The 20,847-nt window shown below is 72.0% G+C and carries 19 protein-coding genes and 1 pseudogene; 7 read left to right on the top strand and 13 right to left on the bottom strand.

Annotation, left to right across the window (positions count from 1 at the left end):
- Positions 1-38 precede the first annotated feature (38 nt).
- Together asnB and Aiant_RS03930 are read left to right on the top strand one after the other, a co-directional pair.
- Entirely contained in the window at positions 39-2,000 is a 1,962-nt protein-coding gene (asnB, locus tag Aiant_RS03925) for an asparagine synthase (glutamine-hydrolyzing) (RefSeq protein ID WP_194505992.1), read from the top strand.
- A gap of 347 nt (positions 2,001-2,347) precedes the next feature.
- Positions 2,348-2,641: pseudogene (locus Aiant_RS03930) on the top strand (MFS transporter); the annotation flags it as partial.
- Positions 2,642-2,798: 157 nt separating this feature from the next.
- Here Aiant_RS03930 and Aiant_RS03935 read toward each other — a convergent pair.
- From Aiant_RS03935 to clsA, 9 genes are all read right to left on the bottom strand, one after another.
- Positions 2,799-3,347: a MerR family transcriptional regulator gene (locus Aiant_RS03935; RefSeq protein WP_189330984.1), complete on the bottom strand. Its 549-nt coding sequence runs from the start codon at positions 3,345-3,347 to the stop codon at positions 2,799-2,801.
- A 173-nt stretch (positions 3,348-3,520) separates the two neighbouring features.
- Complete coding sequence (locus Aiant_RS03940; RefSeq protein ID WP_189330985.1) at positions 3,521-3,985, bottom strand: bifunctional nuclease family protein; 465 nt, start codon at positions 3,983-3,985, stop codon at positions 3,521-3,523.
- A 125-nt stretch (positions 3,986-4,110) separates the two neighbouring features.
- Complete coding sequence (ftsR, locus tag Aiant_RS03945) at positions 4,111-4,779, bottom strand: transcriptional regulator FtsR (RefSeq protein WP_189330986.1); 669 nt, start codon at positions 4,777-4,779, stop codon at positions 4,111-4,113.
- Between the two features lie 68 nt (positions 4,780-4,847).
- A complete protein-coding gene (gene odhI, locus Aiant_RS03950) occupies positions 4,848-5,300 on the bottom strand; it encodes an oxoglutarate dehydrogenase inhibitor Odhl (protein ID WP_014692031.1) in 453 nt (150 codons plus the stop codon).
- Positions 5,301-5,489: 189 nt separating this feature from the next.
- The gene (gene gcvH, locus Aiant_RS03955) at positions 5,490-5,870 is read right to left on the bottom strand and encodes a glycine cleavage system protein GcvH (RefSeq protein ID WP_185044453.1); all 381 of its coding nucleotides are present in this window, start codon (positions 5,868-5,870) and stop codon (positions 5,490-5,492) included.
- 14 nt (positions 5,871-5,884) lie between these two features.
- A complete protein-coding gene (locus Aiant_RS03960) occupies positions 5,885-6,853 on the bottom strand; it encodes a DUF881 domain-containing protein (RefSeq protein WP_229830061.1) in 969 nt (322 codons plus the stop codon).
- A gap of 18 nt (positions 6,854-6,871) precedes the next feature.
- Entirely contained in the window at positions 6,872-7,204 is a 333-nt protein-coding gene (locus Aiant_RS03965) for a small basic family protein (protein WP_189330987.1), read from the bottom strand.
- Entirely contained in the window at positions 7,201-8,160 is a 960-nt protein-coding gene (locus Aiant_RS03970) for a DUF881 domain-containing protein (RefSeq protein ID WP_189330988.1), read from the bottom strand. Before Aiant_RS03970 ends, Aiant_RS03965 begins: the two co-directional genes overlap by 4 nt.
- On the bottom strand, positions 8,157-8,777 hold the full coding sequence (gene clsA / locus Aiant_RS03975; protein WP_189330989.1) for a cardiolipin synthase ClsA: 621 nt from the start codon (positions 8,775-8,777) through the stop codon (positions 8,157-8,159). Before clsA ends, Aiant_RS03970 begins: the two co-directional genes overlap by 4 nt.
- Positions 8,778-8,988: 211 nt before the next feature.
- On the opposite strand from clsA, the gene Aiant_RS03980 reads away from it, so the two are divergent.
- Positions 8,989-10,260, top strand: coding sequence for an outer membrane protein assembly factor BamB family protein (locus Aiant_RS03980; protein ID WP_189330990.1), 1,272 nt, complete (start codon positions 8,989-8,991; stop codon positions 10,258-10,260).
- On the opposite strand, the gene Aiant_RS03985 is transcribed toward Aiant_RS03980, so the two are convergent.
- Positions 10,257-11,192 carry an RNA polymerase subunit sigma-70 gene (locus Aiant_RS03985; protein ID WP_189330991.1) on the bottom strand — a complete coding sequence of 312 codons (936 nt, stop codon included), beginning with the start codon at positions 11,190-11,192 and terminating at the stop codon, positions 10,257-10,259. The genes Aiant_RS03980 and Aiant_RS03985 overlap by 4 nt on opposite strands.
- A 271-nt stretch (positions 11,193-11,463) precedes the next feature.
- On the opposite strand from Aiant_RS03985, the gene Aiant_RS03990 reads away from it, so the two are divergent.
- Both Aiant_RS03990 and Aiant_RS03995 read left to right on the top strand, forming a co-directional pair.
- The gene (locus Aiant_RS03990; RefSeq protein WP_189330992.1) at positions 11,464-12,084 is read left to right on the top strand and encodes a maleylpyruvate isomerase family mycothiol-dependent enzyme; all 621 of its coding nucleotides are present in this window, start codon (positions 11,464-11,466) and stop codon (positions 12,082-12,084) included.
- A 221-nt stretch (positions 12,085-12,305) separates the two neighbouring features.
- A complete protein-coding gene (locus Aiant_RS03995; protein ID WP_229830063.1) occupies positions 12,306-13,271 on the top strand; it encodes an AraC family transcriptional regulator in 966 nt (321 codons plus the stop codon).
- Positions 13,272-13,291: 20 nt separating this feature from the next.
- On the opposite strand, the gene Aiant_RS04000 is transcribed toward Aiant_RS03995, so the two are convergent.
- On the bottom strand, positions 13,292-15,244 hold the full coding sequence (locus Aiant_RS04000; protein ID WP_189330993.1) for a vWA domain-containing protein: 1,953 nt from the start codon (positions 15,242-15,244) through the stop codon (positions 13,292-13,294).
- Between the two features lie 2 nt (positions 15,245-15,246).
- The gene (locus Aiant_RS04005; RefSeq protein ID WP_189330994.1) at positions 15,247-16,671 is read right to left on the bottom strand and encodes a sigma 54-interacting transcriptional regulator; all 1,425 of its coding nucleotides are present in this window, start codon (positions 16,669-16,671) and stop codon (positions 15,247-15,249) included.
- A gap of 101 nt (positions 16,672-16,772) precedes the next feature.
- Here Aiant_RS04005 and Aiant_RS04010 point away from each other — a divergent pair, with 101 nt between their 5' ends.
- Positions 16,773-17,582: a PhzF family phenazine biosynthesis protein gene (locus Aiant_RS04010; RefSeq protein WP_189330995.1), complete on the top strand. Its 810-nt coding sequence runs from the start codon at positions 16,773-16,775 to the stop codon at positions 17,580-17,582.
- On the opposite strand, the gene Aiant_RS04015 is transcribed toward Aiant_RS04010, so the two are convergent.
- Positions 17,579-19,138 carry a GGDEF domain-containing protein gene (locus Aiant_RS04015; RefSeq protein ID WP_229830065.1) on the bottom strand — a complete coding sequence of 520 codons (1,560 nt, stop codon included), beginning with the start codon at positions 19,136-19,138 and terminating at the stop codon, positions 17,579-17,581. The two genes, Aiant_RS04010 and Aiant_RS04015, sit on opposite strands and share 4 nt — an antisense overlap.
- Positions 19,139-19,214: 76 nt before the next feature.
- On the opposite strand from Aiant_RS04015, the gene Aiant_RS04020 reads away from it, so the two are divergent.
- Positions 19,215-20,846: an ABC-F family ATP-binding cassette domain-containing protein gene (locus tag Aiant_RS04020; RefSeq protein WP_189330996.1), complete on the top strand. Its 1,632-nt coding sequence runs from the start codon at positions 19,215-19,217 to the stop codon at positions 20,844-20,846.
- Position 20,847: the final 1 nt, after the last annotated feature.

Here is a 20,847-nt window from a genome sequence, read left to right on the forward strand (position 1 = left end):
TACGGTCACCTCCTCAGGACGACGAGGGGGAGGCCGAAATGTGCGGTCTGAGCGCATACTTCAGCAGCCGATCGGATGCCGGGCCGCTGGACGGCGCGGGCGCGGCAGCCTTCGCCGCGGCATTGGCGACGATGCGGCACCGGGGGCCCGACGACACCCAGATCGTGCACGGCGACGGTTACGCGCTGGGGTTCAACCGGCTCGCGATCATCGACCGGGAGCAGTCGGTGCAGCCGTTGCACTACGCGGACCGCTGGTCGGTGGTGTTCAACGGGGAGATCTACAACTACCAGGAGCTGCGGGCCGAGCTGATCCGGGAGCACGGGGCGAGTTTCGCCACGCACGGCGACACCGAGGTGCTCGCGGCCGCGTTCCACTACTGGGGTGAGGCGGCGCTGCCGCGGCTGCGCGGGATGTTCGCCTTCGTCGCCTACGACCACCGGACCGGGACGGTGCACGCGGCCCGCGACGCGTTCGGCATCAAGCCGCTGTATCTGCTCGAGACCGCGGACGGGTTGTGGCTGGCCAGCGAGCGCAAGGCGCTCGACCCGTTCGCGGCGCCGGCCGGTGGGGCGCTGAACACCGACGCGCTCGGGCACTACCTGACCTTCCAGTACGTGCCGGACCCGATGAGCCTGCACCGGCACATCCGGCGGCTGCCGCCCGGGCACCGCCTGGTGTGGACGCCCGGCGGCGGGGTGCGCGAACACCGCTGGTTCCGCCCGTCGCTGCGGCCGCTGCGGCTGCAGCCCGAGGTGGCGCACCAGGCCATCCAGGACGCGCTGCGCGCCAGCGTCCGCAAGCACCTGCACGCCGAGGTCCCGGTCGGCACGTTCCTCTCCTCCGGCGTCGACTCGTCCGCCGTCGCCGCCCTGGCCGCCGAGGCCCGCCCGGGCATCCACGCGTTCACCGCCGGGTTCGCCGCCGACGGGTACTCGGAGATCGACGTCGCCCAGGACACCGCCCGGCAGCTGGGCATCCCGCTGACCCCGACGGTGGTCACCGACGAGCAGGTGCTCGCCGAGCTGCCCCGGATCGTGCAGCTGCTCGACGACCCGGTCGCCGACCCGTCGCTGATCCCGCTGTACTTTCTGGCCCGGACCGCCTCCCAGTTCGTGACCGTGGTGCTCTCCGGTGAGGGCGCCGACGAGCTGTTCGGCGGCTACACGATCTATCGCGAGCCGCTGTCGCTGGCCACCGTGGACAAGCTGCCCCCGAGTCTCAAGCGCGGGCTGCACCATCTGGCCCACGTGCTGCCCGAGGGTGTGAAGGGCCGCTCGTTCCTGGAGCGCGGCACCACCCCGATCGAGCAGCGCTATTACGGCAACGCCCGGATCTTCGACCCGGAGGAGAAGGCCCGGCTCATGCGCTTCACCGCGGAGCCGCACACCGCGATCACCGCCCATCTGTACGCCGAGACCGCCGACGTGGACGAGGTGGCGTCCATGCAGTACGTCGACCTGCACACCTGGCTGCCCGGCGACATCCTGGTCAAGGCCGACCGGATGAGCATGGCGCACAGCCTGGAGCTCCGGGTCCCGTTCCTGGACCAGCAGGTGTACGCCGCCGCGGCCGGCCTGGCCACCGATCTGAAGCTGCCCCACGGCTCCCGCACGACCAAGGCCGCCCTGCGGGAAGCGATGCGCGGGATCGTCCCGGAGTCGGTGCGCGACCGCGCCAAGCTGGGCTTCCCCACGCCGACCCGGCTGTGGCTCCGAGGGCAGATCGGGGATTGGGTCGACCACCTGCTGGCGACGTCGCAGACCGGTCACTTGCTGGACCTGGAGTATGCCCGGGGCCTGCTCGCCGAACACCGCGCGGGGGTGGCGGACCGCTCCCGCAAGGTGTGGACGGTGGCGATGTTCTGCCTCTGGCACGCCATCACCGTGGAACGCACCATCACGGTCCCTCCGTCGCACCAGCCCCCGGCCCCGTTCCTCCCGGCGCAGCCGGTCCCCGCCGGGTTCCCGCAGCCGGAAGAGATCACCGTCGCCTACTGAGGCCTCGAACCCCTGGCGTCGCCCACGACTCCCCCGGGCGACGCCAGGACCCCAAGAGTCACCCGGATATCTGCGCCTGCCCCGGGAGTCCGACGACCCGGAGACCGCGGCCGCCAGTGGTTCGAGCGCGGCCAGCGCGAGCAGCGGGACTTCCTCGACAACCGGGAATACCACGGCGAGTTCGCCGCGGCCGCGCTGCATTCCTACGGCGGGCTCAAACTCACCGCCGACGAGCTGCGCGAATTCGGCGAGGCCTATGTCGAGTTCCTCAATAGCCGGCCACCGCGATCGCGCACAACGAGGCCCGCCAGCGTGGCGCGGGCCTGGCCGGGAGGCCGCTGGGCGGGGTGCTGTTCGCCGCCGGGCAGGCGTGGCCGTTCCTGGTCGACGCCGCCTCCGCCCTGGTCGCGGCCGTCGCGCTGCTGTTCGTCCGCCGCGACCTGGACAGCCCGGACCCGCCCGGTGAGCAGCCGCTGTGGCGCTCGGCCGCCGAGGGGCCGCGCTGGGTGTGGCGCCATCCGCAGATCCGCGCCTCGATCCTGCTGGTCGCCGCCAGCAACCTGGTCTTCCAGGCCGTCGTGCTGGTGCTGGTGGTGCTCGCCCAGCGGCAGGGCGCGAGCGCGTCCGCGATCGGCCTGATGCTCGGCCTGTACAGCGGTGGCGGGCTGCTCGGCGCGGTCGTGGCGGGCCGCTGCCGCTGTACCTGTTCGCCGGGCAGCCGCGGCCGGTCCGGGCGGCGCCGCCGCTGGTCAGCTCCCCCGCACCCGAAGGCGCCGGGCGGTGAACGGAAGCCGGCTCTCAGCCGGCACGCCGGCGAGCCCTCCTGGCCGCGAGCTCGTCACCCGCCACCGGTTCCCCGGTCGCCTCGTCGGCCGGCTGCGGGGCGGCCGGCTCGGCGGGCAGGTGCGACAGCGAACCCTGAATCTCCTTGAACGCGCCGCCGATCGCGATGCCGAACACGCCCTGCCCGCCCTGGAGCAGGTCGACGACCTCCTCCGGCGAGCGGCACTCGTACACCGTGGTGCCGTCCGAGATCAGCGTGATCCCGGCCAGGTCCTCGACCCCGTGCGAGCGCAGCGTCTCGATCGCGCGACGGATGTTCTGCAACGACACCCCGGCGTCCAGCAGACGCTTGACGACCTTGAGGACGACCAGGTCACGGAACGAGTAGAGGCGGGATGTGCCGGAGCCGGAGGCGTCCCGCACGCTCGGCACCACCAGGGTGGTCCGGGCCCAGTAGTCGAGCTGGCGGTAGCTGATCCCGACCGCCTGGCATGCCGTCACTCCGCGATAGCCGACCGAGCCGTCCTCGCCGACGAGTGGGCCTTCAAGAGGCTGCTCGTGCACGCGACTACCTCCCCGCTGCCCATGATCAAATGATCTGGGCGGTGCCGGTTCACCTGGACTTCACGAGCGTATATCTCAGTCACGGGCGAAACATGGAGGTAACCGCACGACACGCCGCGTTCGGACGAGCGACACGCCGACACGCCGTTACTCTCCGGCGCGTCCGGGCGTTTCTAGCCGGCGAAGTCCTCTGGTCGCACCTGATCGAGGAACTCGCGGAATTTCTCCACCTCGTCCTCCTGCTCGTCCGGGATGACGATCCCGGCCTCGGTCAGCACCTGATCGGCGCACCGGATCGGCGCACCCACCCGCAACGCCAGGGCGATCGAGTCGCTGGGCCGGGCCGACACCCGCAGGTTGTCCCCGATCAGCAGGTCGGCGTAGAAGACGTTGTCCTTCAGCTCGGTGATCTCCACCGCTTTCAGCGGCTGCTGGAGCGCCGCCAGGATGTCCCGCAGCAGATCGTGGGTCAGCGGCCGGGCCGGTTTCACACCCTGCTGCTCGTAGGCGATCGCGGTCGCCTCCACCGCGCCGATCCAGATCGGCAGGTACCGGTCACCGTCGACTTCCCGCAGCAACACGATCGGCTGGTTGCTGGGCAGCTCCACCCGGACCCCGACCACGCTCAGCTCGCGCACCGCCCGCCTCCGTGTTCGTTGTTGTCGCCGCCCCCAGACGGCCGCCCCTTACCCTGCACGGTACACGCACGGGTAGCTGATCCGCCCCGCGCGGGATACCCCGCACAGGGTAGGCCTCACGCGGGTCAACGACCCAGTTCGCCGCGCAGTCCGGTCCGCACCAGCGCCGCGTGCAGCCGCTGCGACAGTGCTTGCAGCTCACGGGCGGTGTCGGCGGCCCGGGCCCGGGCAGCCGGGTCCTGCTGGCGCACCAGAGGTGCCAGCAACTGGGCGAAAAGGCCCACCTCCCGGTCGGCCGAGTTCTTGAACGCCCGCAGGTGACGCACCTCGAGGCCGAACTTCGTCAGGCCGACGACGGCCTCCACGATGATCACCGCGTCGGCGTCGTACCAGCCCGGCGGGCGGGCGACGACCAGGCCGATCTGCTCCAGCTCGGCCAGCAGCGCCTCGTCCACGCCGGTCCGCTCGACCAGGTCGTCGGCCGGGATGCGGGCGTCGGCCGGGTCGGCGGCCCGCTGCGTGCCGACCGCCACCAGCGTCGGCCGCTGCGGCACCACCGGCTCCTGCTCCATCCGGTCCAGCTGCTCCCGGATCACCCGCAGGGGGAGGTACTGATCACGTTGCGCGGTCAGCACGAACCGCAGCCGGGCCACGTCGTTCCACGAGTACTTGCGGTACCCGGAGGCGGTGCGTTGCGGGTCGACCAGACCCTCCGCCTCCAGGAACCGCAATTTCGAGATCGTGGTGTCGGGGAACTCGGTGCGCAGGTGGGCCAGCACCTCCCCGATGCTCATCAGCGCACCCTCGCGAGCGCCCGGAGAGCGCGTGGCCTCCGGGTCGCGTGCGGCAGCCCCCGACGGGTTCACGCCCGGCCGCCCTCGCCCTCCGGCCGCGGACCGGCGATGAACACCAGACGGAACTTGCCGATCTGGACCTCGTCGCCGTTGCTCAGCGTCGCCGCCTCGACGCGCTCACGGTTCACATAGGTGCCGTTGAGCGAGCCCACGTCGCGGACGGTGAACACGCCCCCGTCGCGGTGGAACTCGGCGTGGCGACGGGAAACCGTCACGTCGTCGAGGAAGATGTCACTGTCCGGGTGCCGCCCGCTGGTGGTCACGTCGTGATCCAGCAGGAACCGGGCACCCGCGTTCGGGCCACGCCGGACCACGAGCAGGGCCATGCCGGGAGGCAGGGAGCCGGACATGCGGCTGGGCACCACGTCGGTCTCGGGACCCTCGAGCACCTCGTCAAGGGCGCCAAGGTTCAGCGTGGACGTGACGTCGAGTGGGGGGAACTCGTCGTCTGGGCGCGTCATCGGACCACCTCACGGATCAGTTGGTCGTCGCCTCGACCGGCAAGGTCATGATGTTGCGACCTCGCCGAGGCCATCAAGGCCCGACGCACGACTATCGGTTTCGAAGGAATAACAGTTCTACATGTGCCCCGCGAGCCTAGTCAGCGCCAATATCGTGGGGCAACCAGACTCGCGGGTCGATGCTTGGGTCTAGCTTTCGGTCAGCGCCTGGTACGCCGCGGCGTCCAGCAGGCCCGCCACCGCCGCCGGATCGGCCGGAGCGATCTCCACCAGCCAGCCGGCCGCGTAGGGCTCCGCGTTGATCAACTCGGGCTCGTCGCCCAGCGTGTCGTTGCGGGCCACCACGGTGCCGGCGATCGGCGCGTAGATCTCCGAGACGCTCTTGGTCGACTCCACCTCGCCCATCGAGTCGCCGGCCGCGAGCTCGGTGCCCTCCTCGGGCAGCTGCACGTAGACGATGTCACCGAGCGCGTCCTGCGCGAAGTGGGTGATCCCCACCCGCACGGGGCCACTGCCGTCGCCGGCCACCCACTCGTGCTCCGCGGTGTACCGCAGATCCTCAGGAATCAACACTTCCTCCGTAGTCACGAAACCGGACGTGCGTACTGCAAGGCAGACGCCTTACGCACCGCGGTCACCTCGACCATGCTGCGCGAGTCCATGGTCACGCTACCGCCGTCGCTCTTCACCGACGCCACCACCCCGCCCGGGATCTGCAGCGCCGTGCTCATCGTCCCCGGCGGACCGATCACCAGGAGCCGGAACGGCCCGGTCAGACGCTCACCGTCGGCGATGATGCCACCACCGGCCGCATCGACGAAATAGCTGGAGGCGACAATCCGTACCGAAGCTCCGGTCCCGCTGTTGATCTGCATCACCTCGCCGCCGGCGCCGCGCAGCTCCTGAACGGTGTTCAGCACGTCGGACGCCTTCACCTTGGTCAGCGTGATCTCCAGACCCGGACCCCGCCCGGCGATCGTGCCGGCCAGCAGGCCCAGCTCCTGGCTGCGCCTGCTCGCCTCCTCCAGGGCCGCCTCGCGACCGGCGACACCCGAGGTGAGCTGCTGCTTGCTGCGCTCCAGGGCCTCGATGTCGGTGTTCAGGCGACTGTCCCGGGCCTCCAAGTCGCTCAGGATCCGGACCAGGTCCTCCTGCCGCGCCGTGGACAGGCCACTGTCCGCGTCGTTGCTGCGCAGCTGCACCACCAGGGTGAACCCGAGCAGCGCCAGCAGCACCCAGATCAGCGTCCCGGCCGGAGCCGGCCGCTTCAGGCGCGGCCGGGCCGGAGCCGCCTCCTCGCGATCAAGATCACTTTCTTCGGCGGGCGGCTCGGGCGTGTCGCCCGTCGACTCATCGGGTGACGTGTCGGAAATCTCCGACTCACCCTCCCGGGGAGCCGCCTCGGCTTCCGGTGCGCTGTCCGCCACCGGATCCGCTTCCTCGCTTTCCGGTACGGCCGGCGCCTCCCCCACGGCCGGCGGCTTACGCCCCGCCGTCGGCAGGCCAAGATCCGGCGCCGCCAGATCGCGCCCGTTCTCCTCGCGCTCGGTCATCGAGTCCCCACGTAGTCCTCAGGCCCGGAACAGATGCCGGCGGATCGCCGCGACGTTACCGAAGATCCGCACGCCGAGCACGACCACGACACCGATGGAGAGCTGGTTGCCCACCCCCAGCTGGTCGCCCACATAGACGATCAGCCCGGAGACCAGCACGTTCGAGATGAACGAGACGACGAACTGCTTGTCGTCGAAGATGCCGTCCAGCTTGGCGCGCACCCCGCCGAACACCGCGTCCAACGCCGCCACCACCGCGATCGGCAGGTACGGCACCAGCTCGTGCGGCACCGTCGGATGGAACACGATGCCCAGCAGGACACCCACGAGCAGAGCGAGAACGGGGATCATCGGCCGCCTTCCGACGGTGAGCCGGCTGGCGCGGACGTGCCCGAGGGAGCGCCGGAGCCGGGAACGGACGAGGCGCCCGACGGAGCGGGCGGAGGAGTGCTCGGCGACGCCGACCGCAGCTTCAGCTCCGGCGCCGCGTTCAGGGTGACGTTCTTGACCTTGGTGGTGTCGAACGACAGGCCGAAGCGGGCCGACAACGTCTGGAAGAACGTCCCGGCCACCCCGGCCCGGAACTCTTTCGCCAGGTCGTCCGGCCCGATCGCCACCACCTCGTACGGCGTGGTCACCGGCCGGGTGTCGACCAGGATCGCCTCGCCGGCCTGCCGGATCGTCGACGTCGCGGTCAGCCGCTGCCCGTTGATCGCGATCGCCTCGGCGCCCGCCGCCCACAACGCGTTCGCCGCGAGCTGCAGGTCGGTGTCCTTGACCAGCCCCTCGGTCCGCCGCTCCCCGGTCACCGGGTCCACCGACGTCGGCCCGTCGCCCAGGACGATCTTCGCGCCGGAGCCCTGCACCGGCGCCAGCCCGGTCGCCGCCTCCAGGTTGCCGATCCCGGCCACCGCGGCCCCGCCCAGCTCCCGCTCGCGCAACCGGGCCACCTGGTCGGCGAGCAGATCGGCCCGCGCCTGGAGCGTCTCGGTCTGCGCGCGGCGTTTCTCCACCTGGGTGACCAGGGCGTCGCGGGCCTGGGTCCGGCCCGGCTCGTCGGCCACCGTCTGCTGGTATCCGACCACCAGCAGGAAACCGATCACGCCCGTGACGATCAGGGAGAGACCGCTGGTCAGCCGCTTGCGGGCACCGGTACGCCGGTGGCCCTCGGCGCGCCGGGCGGCGGCGTCGGCATAGCCGGGGTCGAGCGGGTTCTGGAACAGGGCGGTGAGGAAGTCCGGGCCGTACGTCCGTTTCCCGGAGGACGCGCCGTCGGGGTCCGGCGTCGACGTCGGCGGTGTGGTCACGGCGCGACCGCCGGAGCGGCGCCCGGCCCGTCCCGGTCGGCACGCAGCAGCTGCACGGTCTGCATCAGGTAGAGCACGCCGGCCGCCCAGTACAGCCCGAGCGCCCACCAGGCCAGGCCCCAGCCGATCGGGCCGGCCCAGCTCGCGATCGACGGCACCGCGTGCGCCAGCAGCAGGATCGGGAACGCGGCGAGCAGCACGAACGTGCCGGTCTTGCCGACGTAGTGCACCGGTGGCGGGCCGTATCCGTGCCGGCGCAGGATCAGCAGCGCGACCCCGACCACCGCCTCGCGCAGCAGCAGCGCGCCGGTCAGCCACCACGGGACGACGCCGCGCACGGTGAAGCCGATCAGCGTGGCCAGGATGTAGAGCCGGTCGGCGAACGGGTCGAGCAGCTCCCCCAGCCGGGACACCGAGTTCATCCGGCGGGCCACGTAGCCGTCGACCCAGTCGGTGGTGCCGCCGACCGCGAGCACGATCACGGCGGCCACGTCGTTCTCCGGGCCGAGCAGGAGATAGAGGAAGAGCGGGACGCCGAGCAGCCGGATGAAGCTGATCACGTTCGGAATCGTGAAGATCCGGTTCGAGGTCTCGATGGACGGCGCGGGCTGCGACATCGCCACGTCTTCCTCTCCCGCTGGGCTGCGAACTTCCCCCGGGCCGCGGGCACGTCAGTGCCGGGCCGCTCGCCGAGCCACTATAACCACCTGCCTACCGAGTGCCGTCGCGCAGTCACGCCCGCCACACCCCGTACCGCATCCTAGGAGGCTAGGCACCTACCTACCGGGATTGGCGGGCGGCGATATCGTGGCGCCGGTGAAGTCAGCGATGACGGTCTTGGTCTGCGGCGCGCTGGTCGCCGCCTGCACGGCGACCCCGGATCCCGGGCCGAGCGGCCCGGCCGGTGAGGGCGGCGTGGTCGCCTGGAGCGTCGAGACGGCCACCGGCTCGCACGACGCCTGGATCGTCCGGGACACGGCCGTGGTCCTGGACGGCTCGGCGTTGCTCGGCCTGTCCGCCGCCGACGGTTCCCCGCGGTGGCGGCTGCCCTACCCCGGTGACGAGACGACGTTCACGATCGCCGGCGGCATGGTGGTCGTGCAGCGGGGACACCACGGCGCGGTCGACGTGGTCGCCCCGGACACCGGGCGGATCGCCTGGTCGGTGCCGAGTCCGGTGGACGTCGTCGCCCGCGACGACGCGCTCTATCTCGATCCCTGTCCCGATCAGGGCAAGCCGGCCGCCTGCGCGGTCACGAAGCGCAGGCTCGCCGACGGCGCCACCCTCTGGTCCGTCGAAAACCCGGAGTTCCGCCTGCTGGACAACGTGATCGGCGGCCGGCGGCCACTGGCGCCGGCGGCGAGCGCCTACCTGCCGGTCATCCTGGCGCACGGCCGGGACGCGCTGCTGGACACCGCCACCGGGCGCCTGCTCCCCGGCCGGGCGAAACATCAGGCCTGGTACGCCGTCGCGGCCGGCCGGACCCTGGTCACCACCGACCACGACCCGCCGCCCGGCGACGACGACTGCACGGTGGCGGTCACCGCGGTCGACGGCCCGACCGGGAAACCGGCCTGGACCGGCAAGGTCTACAGCGGACGGCGCCCGGACGGCGAGTGCCACAAGCGGCTCAGCGACGCCTGGTCCGGCACCGTCATGTTCGGCTCCGGCAGCGACGTCGCCGCGGTGAACCGGAGCGGTCGCACCACGCTGACCGACTTCACCACCGGCACGGTCCGCTGGACCGCGCAGGAGCCCGGGGTGCCGATCGCCGCCGACGACCGGAGCCTGCTGGTCCGCGACAACGCCGAGGACGGCCCGGTGGCCCTGCTCGACCTGGCGACCGGGCGGCGCCTGTGGACCGCGCCCGACCCGGGTCTGCCCGTCTCGTCGGCCAGCTGGGCATCCGCCGTCGCGGGCGACCTGGTCGCGGTGATGGGCGCCACCGGCGACCGCCCGTACGTGCTGGTCTTCGATGCCCGGACCGGTCGGCAACTGGCCCGTCGCGGCGGCTGGCTGACCGGCCTCGGCACCGACTGGGTGATGGTCTCGACCAGCGCCGGCGCGAACCGTCTCCGGCTGGAGACGATCAGGTTCTAGAACGGCAGCGACCACAGGGACGAGCCCGCGGCCTCCAACCACGTCGTGGTGTTGACCACCCGCCCGCCGTCGATGTCGAGCATCACCAGGGCGAACGGCGCGTACCCGGCGCCGTCCGGCCGCATCTGCCAGAAAGCCGGCTGCCCGGAAGCCGCCACCGGCACCAGCCGATGCCCCACGCACGCCGCCTCCGGCGCCGCCATCGCCAGCCCGATCTGGTCGCGCCCGCGCAACCCCCAGGCGAACGGCGGCATCGTCGTCGTCGCGTCCTCGTGCAGCAGCGCGACCAACCCGGCCACGTCATGGCTCTCGAACGCCGCGCAGTACCGTTTCAGCAGCTCCTGCTGCTCGGCGTCGGCGGGACGCAGCACCTCCCCCGGCCGCGGCGCCACCGACCGCAGGGTCCCCCGCGCCCGCTGCAACGCGCTGGTCACCGACCCGGCCGACGTCTCCAGCAGCTCCGCGACCTCGGCCGCCGGCCAGCACAGCACGTCCCGCAGGATCAGTACCGCCCGCTGCCGGGCCGGCAGGTGCTGCAACGCCGCGACGAACGCCAGCCGCACCGTCTCCCGCTGCACCACCAGCGTCGCCGGGTCCTGCGCCAGGTCCAGCACCATCGCGTCCGGGATCGGCCGCACCTCCGCGCCGGCCGGCAGCAACGCACCGAACGGCTCCCCGGCCCGCGCCACCGGCGTCAGATCCAGCGGCAGCGCCCGCCGCGCCGCCCCGCGCAACAGATCCACGCAGACGTTGGTGGCGATCCGATAGACCCAGGTCCGCAGCGATCCCCGCGCCGCGTCGAACCGCTCCGCGGCCCGCAGGACCCGCTCGAACGTCTCCTGGACGGCGTCCTCGGCCTCGTGCCCCGACCCGAGCATCCGGTAGCAGTAACCGGTCAACTCGATCCGCAGCCCCGCGAGCGCCTCGTCCACGGGGTGACCCTAAGTCCCCGATCGCTCGTGCCCATAAGACCAACACAAATCATAATTTTGTACGACTTCAGGTCCCGTGCCGATCGGCTCGCGAGGCGGCGGCCGCTCCGGATCGCAACGCGTGTCGTGCGGGAACGCACGTGGTCCGGGTCACCCCACCGACCGACCGGCGGACGGCGTACCGAAAATTCGCGACCGAGCGATTAATCCGGAGCCCCGGATTCGTATGCCCTTTGATGCTCGCCGCAGGCGGGCCCGGAGGGAGAACGAGATGCCGACCGAGGTAACGGATGCGATCGCGGCGCAGCGGACGGAGCTGGGCGAGATGCTGGCCGGGTTGAGCGAGGAGCAGTGGGACGCCGCGACGCTGTGTGCCGGGTGGCGCGTGCGGGAGGTGGTCGCGCACCTCACGCAGCCGTTCCGGATCTCGGCGGCGCGGTTCCTGGTGGAGATGGCGCGGTCCGGCGGGAACTTCGGGCGGATGGCGGATCGGACGGCCCGGCGGGACGCGGCGGCGATGAGCTCGGCGGCGCTGCTGGCGGCGGTGCGGGACAACGTGACGCATCCGTGGTCGCCGCCCGGTGGCGGGCTGGCCGGGGCGCTGTCGCACGACGTGATCCACGGGTTGGACATCACGCTCGCGCTGCACCCGGACCGGACCGTGCCGGACGACCGGATGTCGCTGGTCCTGGACGCGATGACGCCGCGGAGCGTGAAGTACTTCGGCGCCGATCTCAGCGGCGTCGCGCTGATCGCCACGGACCGGGAGTGGCGCCTCGGCGCGGGCGAGCCGCTGCGCGGGCGGGCTCAGGACCTGCTCATGGTCGTCTGCGGGCGGCGGCTGCCGGCGGGTCTGCTCACCGGCGCCCACGCCGCGCGCTTCACCGCCTGATCCGGGGTGGCCGGACGGTTCCGGGCGTCGGAAGAACGGTTATTTTCCGGCGGACCGTCCGGATGAGACACCGGGGCGGCGTGCCGGCGCCGCCCTGGCACGGTGGGCGCGTGACGTGCGGCGAGTCGAGAGATCGGAGGAGCGAACCGCCCGAACGGGCACAGGGAGGCGCAAATAACACTGGTTGGCGGAGGGTCGATGAAACGGTCAAGCTGGCTGGCGTGCAAGCGACAACTCACCAGATCACGGACATCGACGAGGCTCGTGTGGTGCTCCGGAAGTACTTCTACCCGCTCGACGTGGAGGTGCTGAAGCCGGCCCCCAGCTGGACGGCGAACTTCGAGGTGGGTGGGGACGAGGGTGTCGTCCTCGGCGTGCTGGACTTCGGGGTCGACGTCCGGATCAGTGCCGGAGAGACCGGCTCCTACCACGTGAACGTGCCGCTGACCGGCGCGGTGACCTGGCATCAGGGCAAGGACGAGCCGCGCCGGTCGGTGGCCGGGCGGACGGCGGGGGTGAACCTGCCGGTCGGCGACGCCTACCTGGACTCCTGGGACGGGGACGCCCGGCTGCTCGCCGTCAAGATCGGGCGGGCCGAGCTGGAGAACCAGCTGGAACGGATGCTGGACCGGCCGGTACGCGGCCCGATCAACCTCGGTCCGGTGCTCGACATCGCGGACGGCCCCGGGGCGAGCTGGTGCCGGCTGGTCCGGATGATCGCCGCCGACACCGGCAACCCGGAGGGCCTGACCGGGCACCCGGTGATCGGCGCCCGGATGCGCGAGTCGCTGGTCACCGGGTTGCTGCTGGCGACCGAGCACCGGTACCGCGGCCCGCTGGAACGCCGGTCGCCGGCGCTGGCCGCGCCGGGCGCGATCCGGCGGGTGGTGGAGGCGATGCGCGCCCAGCCGGGCCGGCCGTTCACGGTGGCCGACCTGGCGCTGATCGCCGGGGTGGGCGCCCGGGCGTTGCAGCAGAGCTTCGCCCGGTATGTCGGGATGCCGCCGATGACATACCTCCGGCAGCTGCGGCTCGGGCTGGTCCACGAGAGCCTGCGCCTCGCCGACCCGGCGACGACGACGGTGGCCCAGGAGGCGTACCGATTCGGGTTCACCCACCTGGGCCGGTTCGCCGTCGCCTATCGGCAGCGCTACAACGTCTCGCCCTCGGAGACGCTGCGCAGATAGGTCGCGCCGCGGGCCGCCGGTCAGCGCCGGCCGCGCCGGGCCCGCACGTAGTCGTCGATCACGTAACGTCCCAGCTCGGCGGCGTCCGGGCTGAACACCCGGCCGCCGTTGCGCCGGGCCACCGCGTCCATGAACCGTTGCAGGCCCGGGTCCTCGCCGAGCATGAACACGTTCATCGTCGCGCCGTACCGGGTCAGCAGGTCCACCTCCCGTACGGTGGCCTGAACCGTCTCCGGCAGCGGCGGCCACCAGAACAGCGCCTCGCCGTCCTCCTCCAGGTGCGCGGTCGGCTCGCCGTCGGTGACCACCAGCACCACCGGCTCCGAGCCGGGGTGCCGCCGCAGGTGCCGGCCGGCAAGTTTCAGCGCGTGCTGGAGGTTGGTGCCTTTCTCCATGGTCGGCTCGGTCGCGGCGAGCTCGCCCTGCGAGAGCGACATCGCATACTTCCCGAAGCCGATGATCTGGAGCGCGTCCTGCGGATACTTCGTGGCGACCAGGTGCGACAGGGCCAGCGCCGTCTGTTTCATCGGGCCCCAGCGGCCGTCGGCGAACATCGAGTACGACAGGTCGACGCAGAGCGCGACCACCGCGGACGCCCGGCGCTCCGTCTCGGCGACCTCGAAGTCCTCCGGCGCCAGGCGTACCGGAAGGGTCGCGACATCGCGCGAGGCGGCCCGGCGGCGGACCGCGTTCCCGATCGTGCGGACCACGTCGAGCGGCTGGTCGTCGCCGAACTCCCAGCGCCGGGACGAGCCGATCAGGTCGCCGGCCGCGCCCGCGTCGCGCATGTCGTGCTCGCCGCGATGGCCGGCGATGTCGTGAAAAATCTTCGACAGGGCCGTCTGGCCGAGGCGGCGCAGCGCTTTCGGCGAGAGCGTGAGGCCGTCGTCGTCGCGTTCCACGTAGCCCTGGCGGCGCAGTTCCCGTTCCAGCTCGCGCAGCCGGCGCAGGTCGTCGGCGGCGGACCGGCCGAGCTGGCGCTCCACCGCGTCCACGTCGACGTCGTCCAGGGTGGCGCCGGGGTGCTCCTGGCCGAGCTGGTCGATCAGCTCGTCCAGGTCGGCGATCTCGCCGAGGGCCGCGGCGGCGTCGCCGTACCCGAGGTCGCCCGGTCCGCGCATCCGCTCGCCGCGGCCCCAGTTCATCCCGGGGCGCAGGGCACGCAGGTTGTCGGTCAGCTCGGCGAGCTGACCGGCCAGCGGGCCGTCGCCGAGCGCCTGGGCCATCAGCTGTTGCAGCTCCTCGCGCTGCTGCGGGCTGAGCGAGCGCATCAGCCGCTCGGCCGCGGCGGCCTGCCGGGCCAGGGAGTCGATCAGCTCGTCGATGTTCTGCGGGTTGTCCGGGAAGAACTGGCCGTGCTTGGCCATGAACTCACGGAACGCGTCGTCGGTGTCCTCGCCGCGGGCATGCTTCTCCAGGAGGCGGTTGAGGTCGCCCACCATTTCGGATACCGCCGAGAAATCCCCGTTCTGCAGGGCGTTGCGCATCCCGGCGAACCGCTGTTCGACAACCTCCTGCCGCAACCCGTCCAGAATCTGCCGGTAAATGTCCCGAGCTTCCTCCGACGCCCAGTTGTATTCGGACAATTCCGAAATGGCCTGGGAAGTCGACCGGGGCAGGTTGTCCAGGACGGCCTCGTTGAACCGGGCGTCCATGTCCTCGCGGGCGCCGAGCGCATCCCGCTCGGCCGCCAGGGCCTGGTCCAGCATCTGCCGGGCCCGGGTGACCGCCCCGTCCAGGTTGCCCCGGCGCAGCGCCTCGCGCCGCAGCCGCCGGGCCCGCTCGCGCAGCGCGTCCAGCCCACCGGCGTCCCGCGGACCGCGGCGGATCAGGTCGCGGAGCGCGTCACGCAGGCTGTCGCCCCGCATGACCCGCTCCCCCATCTCGTCGACGGCCGCCCGCACGTCATAGGGAGGCGCCAGCGGGTCCGGACCGTCCCGCCAGGCCCCGTAACGGAAGACGTTCCCCGACATGATCAGCTCCCGTACAGGGTGCGGCCGTCGTCGGTCATCTCCTTGGCCAGCCGTCTGGTCAGGTGCAGCCCCTCCAGCACGAACTCCACCCCGGACGCCGCCTCACCCTGGCTCGGCGCGTCGCCCAGGCCGAGGCGATCCAGCACCTTGGCCAGGCCGGGGACCGTGCCGATCTGGGTGAGCAGCTCCTGCGCGCTGACCAGGTCGCCGGTCTCGATGATGGCGCCGTCGGCGACCAGGTCGGTGAAGCCGGACAGGTCGAGCCCGGCCAGCCGGGCCCGGAACGTCTCGGCCGTGGCCACCCGCAGCAGGTGGGCGAGGATCTCGGTCTCCCGGCCCTCCTCGCCGCTCTCGAACTCCACCTTGCCGCGCAGCGTCGAGGTGACCGACACGGTGTCGCAGATCCGGGCCACCGCCTCGCGCTCGCCGCGCAGCCCGGACCGGCGCAGCGCGGACGCCGCCACGGTCTCGGCCGCCGCGATCGAGAACCGGGCCGACACGCCCGAGCGGGCGTCCACCGACGACGACTCGCGGACCGCTCGCGTGTACCGGGCGAGGACGTCGATCAGGTGCTCCGGGACGGCCGCGACCAGGGCCGCCTCCTGCCGGACCAGCGCGGTCTCCAGCTCCAGGTCGACCGGGTAGTGTGTCCGGATCTCGGCGCCGAACCGGTCCTTGAGCGGGGTGATGATCCGGCCCCGGTTGGTGTAGTCCTCCGGGTTGGCCGAGGCGACCAGCAGCAGGTCGAGCGGCAGCCGCAGCTGGTATCCCCGGACCTGGATGTCCCGCTCCTCCAGCACGTTGAGCAGCGACACCTGGATGCGCTCGGCCAGGTCGGGCAGCTCGTTGACCGCGAAGATGCCCCGGTTGGTCCGGGGCACCAGGCCGAAGTGGATGGTCTCCGGATCGCCCAGCGCGCGGCCCTCGGCCACCTTGATCGGGTCGACGTCACCGATCAGGTCGCCGACGCTGGTGTCCGGGGTGGCGAGCTTTTCCCCATAACGCTCCGAGCGGTGCAGCCAGGAGATCGGCAGCAGGTCGCCGGTCTCGGCGGCCAGCCGGCGCGACGCCGGGGTGAGCGGGTGATAGGGATGCTCGTGCAGCTCGGAGCCGGCGATGTAGGGCGTCCACTCGTCGAGCAGCCCGCCCAGCGCGCGGATCAGCCGGGTCTTGCCCTGGCCGCGCTCGCCGAGCAGGACCATGTCGTGGCCGGCGAGCAGGGCCCGCTCGACCTCGGGAAGGACGGTGTCGTCATAGCCGACGATGCCGGGGAAGCGCGGCTCGCCGGTGCGCAACTTGTGGAGCAGGTTGTCGCGCAGCTCCTCCTTGACGGTGCGGAACTCGTGCCCGGAGGCGCGCAGCTCGCCCAGGGTGCGCGGCAGGTCGGCGGGAGGTTCGAAGATGATCGCGGTAGGACCCTCTGTCACCGCAGGAACGCTACTCCCGGGATGTGACAAACGGCGACTGTGATCCGGAAACGCGGGATTGGCCGTTGCTCATGGCGGGTGTCGCGCGGCAGGCTTTGCTCATGATCGAGAGGTACGCCGCATTCACCACCGATCCCGCCGGTGGGAACCCCGCGGGAGTGGTCCTGGACGCCGCCGAGCTGACCGACGCCCGGATGCTGGAGATCGCCGCTGAGCTGGGTTTCTCCGAGACCGCGTTCATCACCGAGCGGGCCGGTGACCGGTACCGTCTGCGGTTCTTCAGCCCGCTCGCCGAGGTCGATTTCTGCGGCCACGCGACCGTGGCCACGGCGGTCGCGCTGGGTCCCGGCGAGCACCTGTTCGTGACCAACGCGGGCGAGGTTCCGGTGACGGTCGACACCAGCGGATTCGCCACGCTCACCAGCGTCCCCACCCGGGTCGAGCCGCTGCCCGAGGCGGATCTCACCGCACTGCTCACCGCACTGCGCTGGTCCGCCGACGACCTCGACGAGGCGCTGCCGCCGCGGGTGGCGTACTCCGGGAATCTCCATCCGGTCCTGGCCGCCCGCAGCCGCGAGCGGCTCGCGGACCTGGACTACGACGTGCCGGCGCTGAAGGCGCTGATGACCGACCGCGGCTGGACCACGATCCAGCTGGTGTTCCGCACCGGCCGGCACACCTTCGACGTACGCGACCCGTTCCCGGTCGGCGGCGTCTACGAGGACCCGGCCACCGGCTCGGCGGCCGCGGCCCTCGGCGGCTACCTGCGCGAGCTCGGCCTGGTCGCCGGCGACGCCACCCTGCACCTGCGGCAGGGTGACGACCTGGGCCGGCCGAGCCGGCTCACCGTCGGCCTGGTCACGGGTGAGCCCGGAGTCCGGGTCAGCGGCCAGGCGGTCCCGATGAGCTAACCGGCGCTCAGCGCCATCCCTGCCTCGTACCGCATCCAGGTGCCCTTGCCGCGGTGCTTGGAGGCGTACATCGCCACGTCCGCGTCGTGCAGCAGCGACCGCACGTCGTCGCGCTCCTCGGCGCAGGCGATGCCGATGCTGGCGTTGGCGCAGACCGCCATGTCCTCGCTGACCTGGATCGGCTCGGTCATCGAGCGGAGGATGCGCTGCGCGGTCAGCTCCGCGTCGCGGACCGTGCAGTCGCGCAGCAGCAGCGCGAACTCGTCGCCGCCGAGCCGGGCCACCAGGTCGCCGGAGCGCACCGACTGGCGCAGCTTCTCGGCGACGCCGGCCAGCAGCAGGTCGCCGGCGGCGTGCCCGTGCGTGTCGTTGACCGCCTTGAACCCGTCCAGGTCGACCAGCAGCAGCGCGACGCTGTCCGGCCGGGCGTCCCGCAACGTGCTGGTGGTCTCCTCGCGGAAGTGTGCCCGGTTGGCCAGCCCGGTCAGCTCGTCGTAGAGCGCCTGGTGCCGCAGCCGCTGCTCGTGTTCGCGCAGTTCGGTGAGGGTGGTGTCGAGCTGGTCGATCAGCCGGGTGTTGTCGTGGAACGCGGCCAGCTGCCGGGCCACCACCAGGGCGACGATCACGCCGAGGCCGCTGACCGCGACCAGCAGCGGGCCGTTCTTCCCCTTCGGCAGCACCACCATCAGGGTCACGAAGACCACCACGATCGATCCGTACGGCAGCAGGCTGTACGGCTTCCGGCGGCGCGCACCGAACGCGGTCTGGTCGACGCCCGCGATGATCTCCTGGATCCGCGGACCCATGGCGACCAGCAGCGACGGGACGAACCGGAGGGCGTAGACGTAGGCCGGGTACCCGTCGGTCATCCCGGGCGGGGCGGCGAACAGGCCGATCCCGTTCAGCAGCGCCGAGGCGATCATCGGGACGGCGGCCGCCTTGTGCATCGGCGCGTTGCCGCTCAGGAAGATCTTCACGGCGGCGAAGCCGGAGGTCAGCATGACCGCGGCGCCCAGCAGCGCGCCGACCAGGCTGGAGTTCTCGTCCTGCTGGTTCGGGGCGATCGCGAAGCACCAGGCGACCACCGCGCCACCGACCATCACGGTGGCCGTGTCCAGCCAGAACGCGAGCGCCTCGCGGCGCGAGCGGCCCGGGTGCGGGTGGATCAGCATGGCCACGATGATCACTACCTCGCCGACGGCGAAGCAGGCCGACTGCACCGTGCCACCGGCCGTCGACCACTGGTTGTTCCGGGTCAGCGTGAGCGCCGCCTGCACCGAGTCGCCGAAGGTGAACAGCATGGCGGTGATCGTCAGCAGCCGCCAGAACCGGCGGACCGCGCCGGTGGCGATCCGGCTGACCCGCCAGGCCGAGTACGCCAGCAACAGGTCGAGCGCGGGCTGGAACAGCCAGAACACCCGGACCTGGGAGTTGTGCTGCCCGGACAGGGCGAAGAGCATGACCACGCCGAGGGCGGTCCAGGCCACCGCGGTCAGCATCACCGGGTCACGCCGGATCGCCCGGCCCGCCTGTTGCCTGTTCTGCACCCTCTTCACGGCACGAGGATCGGCCGACGCCCGCCGCTCATGAGAGTTCGTGACAGGTCGCGCCTGGCTCTAGGATGACTTCTCGATGAGCGCCACACTGATCGCCCGGGATCTCGCCGCTGGGCACGGCGACCGCAGTCTGTTCACCGGCCTGGACCTGGTGGTCGCGCCCGGGGACGTGATCGGCCTGGTGGGGGTGAACGGCGCCGGTAAGACCACGCTCCTGCGTACGCTGGCCGGCATGCTGCCCGCGGAGAGCGGCAGTGTCGCGCTCAGCCCGCCCACCGCGAACGTGGGTTATCTCCCGCAGGAGCGGGAGCGGCGCGCCGGGGAGACGGTCCGCGACTTCCTGGCCCGGCGCACCGGGGTGGCCGCCGCGCAGGCGGCCATGGACGCCGCGGCCGAGGAGCTGGCGGCCGGCGCGGCCGGCGCCGACGACCGGTACGCGGTCGCCCTCGAACGCTGGCTCGACCTGGGCGGCGCCGACCTGGACGACCGTGCCGAGGCGCTCGCCGCGACCGACCTGCGGATCGACCTGGACCTGCCGATGACCGCCCTCTCCGGCGGCCAGGCGGCCCGCGCCGGGATGGCGTCGCTGCTGCTCAGCCGCTATGACGTGTACCTGCTCGACGAGCCGACCAACGACCTCGACCTGGACGGCCTGGCCCACCTGGAGGCCTTCGTCCAGGGGCTGCGCGGCGGCCTGGTGGTGGTCAGCCACGACCGCGAGTTCCTCACCCGCACCGTCACCAAGGTCCTCGAACTGGACCTGCACCAGCAGCAGATCCACCTGTACGGCGGCGGCTACGCCAGTTACCTCGAGGAGCGCGAGCGCGCTCGCTCGCACGCCCGGGAGCAGTACGAGGAGTACTCCGACAAGAAGGAGGAGCTGCTCGACCGGGCCCGGATGCAGCGCGGCTGGATGGAGAAGGGCGTCCGCAACGCCCGGCGCAAGTCGCCGGACAACGACAAGATCGGCAAGGCGTACCGCAGCGAGTCCAGCGAGAAGCAGGCCGCCAAGGCCCGCCAGACGGAGCGGATGATCGAGCGCCTGGAGGTGGTCGAGGAGCCGCGCAAGGAGTGGGAGCTGCGGATGGAGATCGCCGTGGCGCCCCGAGCCGGCGCGGTGGTGGCGACGATGCGGGAGGCGCGCGTCGAGCGCGGCGCGTTCGCCCTCGGGCCGGTCACCCTCCAGATCGACTGGGCCGACCGGGTGGCGATCACCGGCGCCAACGGCTCCGGCAAGTCCACCCTGCTCGCGGCGATGCTCGGCCGGCTCCCGCTGACCTCCGGCACCGCCTCGCTCGGGCCGGGCGTGGTGGTCGGCGAGGTGGACCAGGCGCGCGGACTGTTCCTCGGCTCGCAGACGCTGGCCCGCGCGTTCGGTGACGCGGTCCCGGACTGGAACGACGCGGACGTACGCACGTTGCTGGCCAAGTTCGGCCTCAAATCCGGGCATGTGGTGCGCCCGGCCGAGTCGCTCTCCCCCGGCGAGCGCACCCGGGCGGCGCTCGCCCTGCTCCAGGCGCGCGGGGTGAACCTGCTGGTCCTCGACGAGCCCACCAACCACCTGGACCTGCCGGCTATCGAACAGCTGGAGTCGGCGCTCGCCTCCTACACCGGTACCCTGCTCCTGGTCACGCACGACCGGCGGATGCTGTCCGCGGTCGCCACCAATCGCCACCTCGAGGTGGCCGACGGCAAGGTCACCGGCTGAA

It is taken from the genome of Actinoplanes ianthinogenes (assembly GCF_018324205.1).
GTDB classification, from domain to species: Bacteria; Actinomycetota; Actinomycetes; order Mycobacteriales; family Micromonosporaceae; genus Actinoplanes; species Actinoplanes ianthinogenes.

Bases quoted from the DNA above. Each gene is read 5' to 3' on its own strand.
- Aiant_RS03980 (WP_189330990.1), top strand. From the start codon at position 8,989: ATGACGGTCTTGGTCTGCGGCGCGCTGGTCGCCGCCTGCACGGCGACC.
- Aiant_RS04010 (WP_189330995.1), top strand. From the start codon at position 16,773: ATGATCGAGAGGTACGCCGCATTCACCACCGATCCCGCCGGTGGGAAC.
- Aiant_RS04020 (WP_189330996.1), top strand. From the start codon at position 19,215: ATGAGCGCCACACTGATCGCCCGGGATCTCGCCGCTGGGCACGGCGAC.
- clsA (WP_189330989.1), bottom strand. From the start codon at position 8,777: ATGTCGCAGCCCGCGCCGTCCATCGAGACCTCGAACCGGATCTTCACG.
- Aiant_RS03965 (WP_189330987.1), bottom strand. From the start codon at position 7,204: ATGATCCCCGTTCTCGCTCTGCTCGTGGGTGTCCTGCTGGGCATCGTG.
- ftsR (WP_189330986.1), bottom strand. From the start codon at position 4,779: ATGAGCATCGGGGAGGTGCTGGCCCACCTGCGCACCGAGTTCCCCGAC.
- asnB (WP_194505992.1), top strand. From the start codon at position 39: ATGTGCGGTCTGAGCGCATACTTCAGCAGCCGATCGGATGCCGGGCCG.
- Aiant_RS03990 (WP_189330992.1), top strand. From the start codon at position 11,464: ATGCCGACCGAGGTAACGGATGCGATCGCGGCGCAGCGGACGGAGCTG.
- Aiant_RS03960 (WP_229830061.1), bottom strand. From the start codon at position 6,853: ATGACCGAGCGCGAGGAGAACGGGCGCGATCTGGCGGCGCCGGATCTT.
- Aiant_RS04000 (WP_189330993.1), bottom strand. From the start codon at position 15,244: ATGTCGGGGAACGTCTTCCGTTACGGGGCCTGGCGGGACGGTCCGGAC.
- odhI (WP_014692031.1), bottom strand. From the start codon at position 5,300: ATGACGCGCCCAGACGACGAGTTCCCCCCACTCGACGTCACGTCCACG.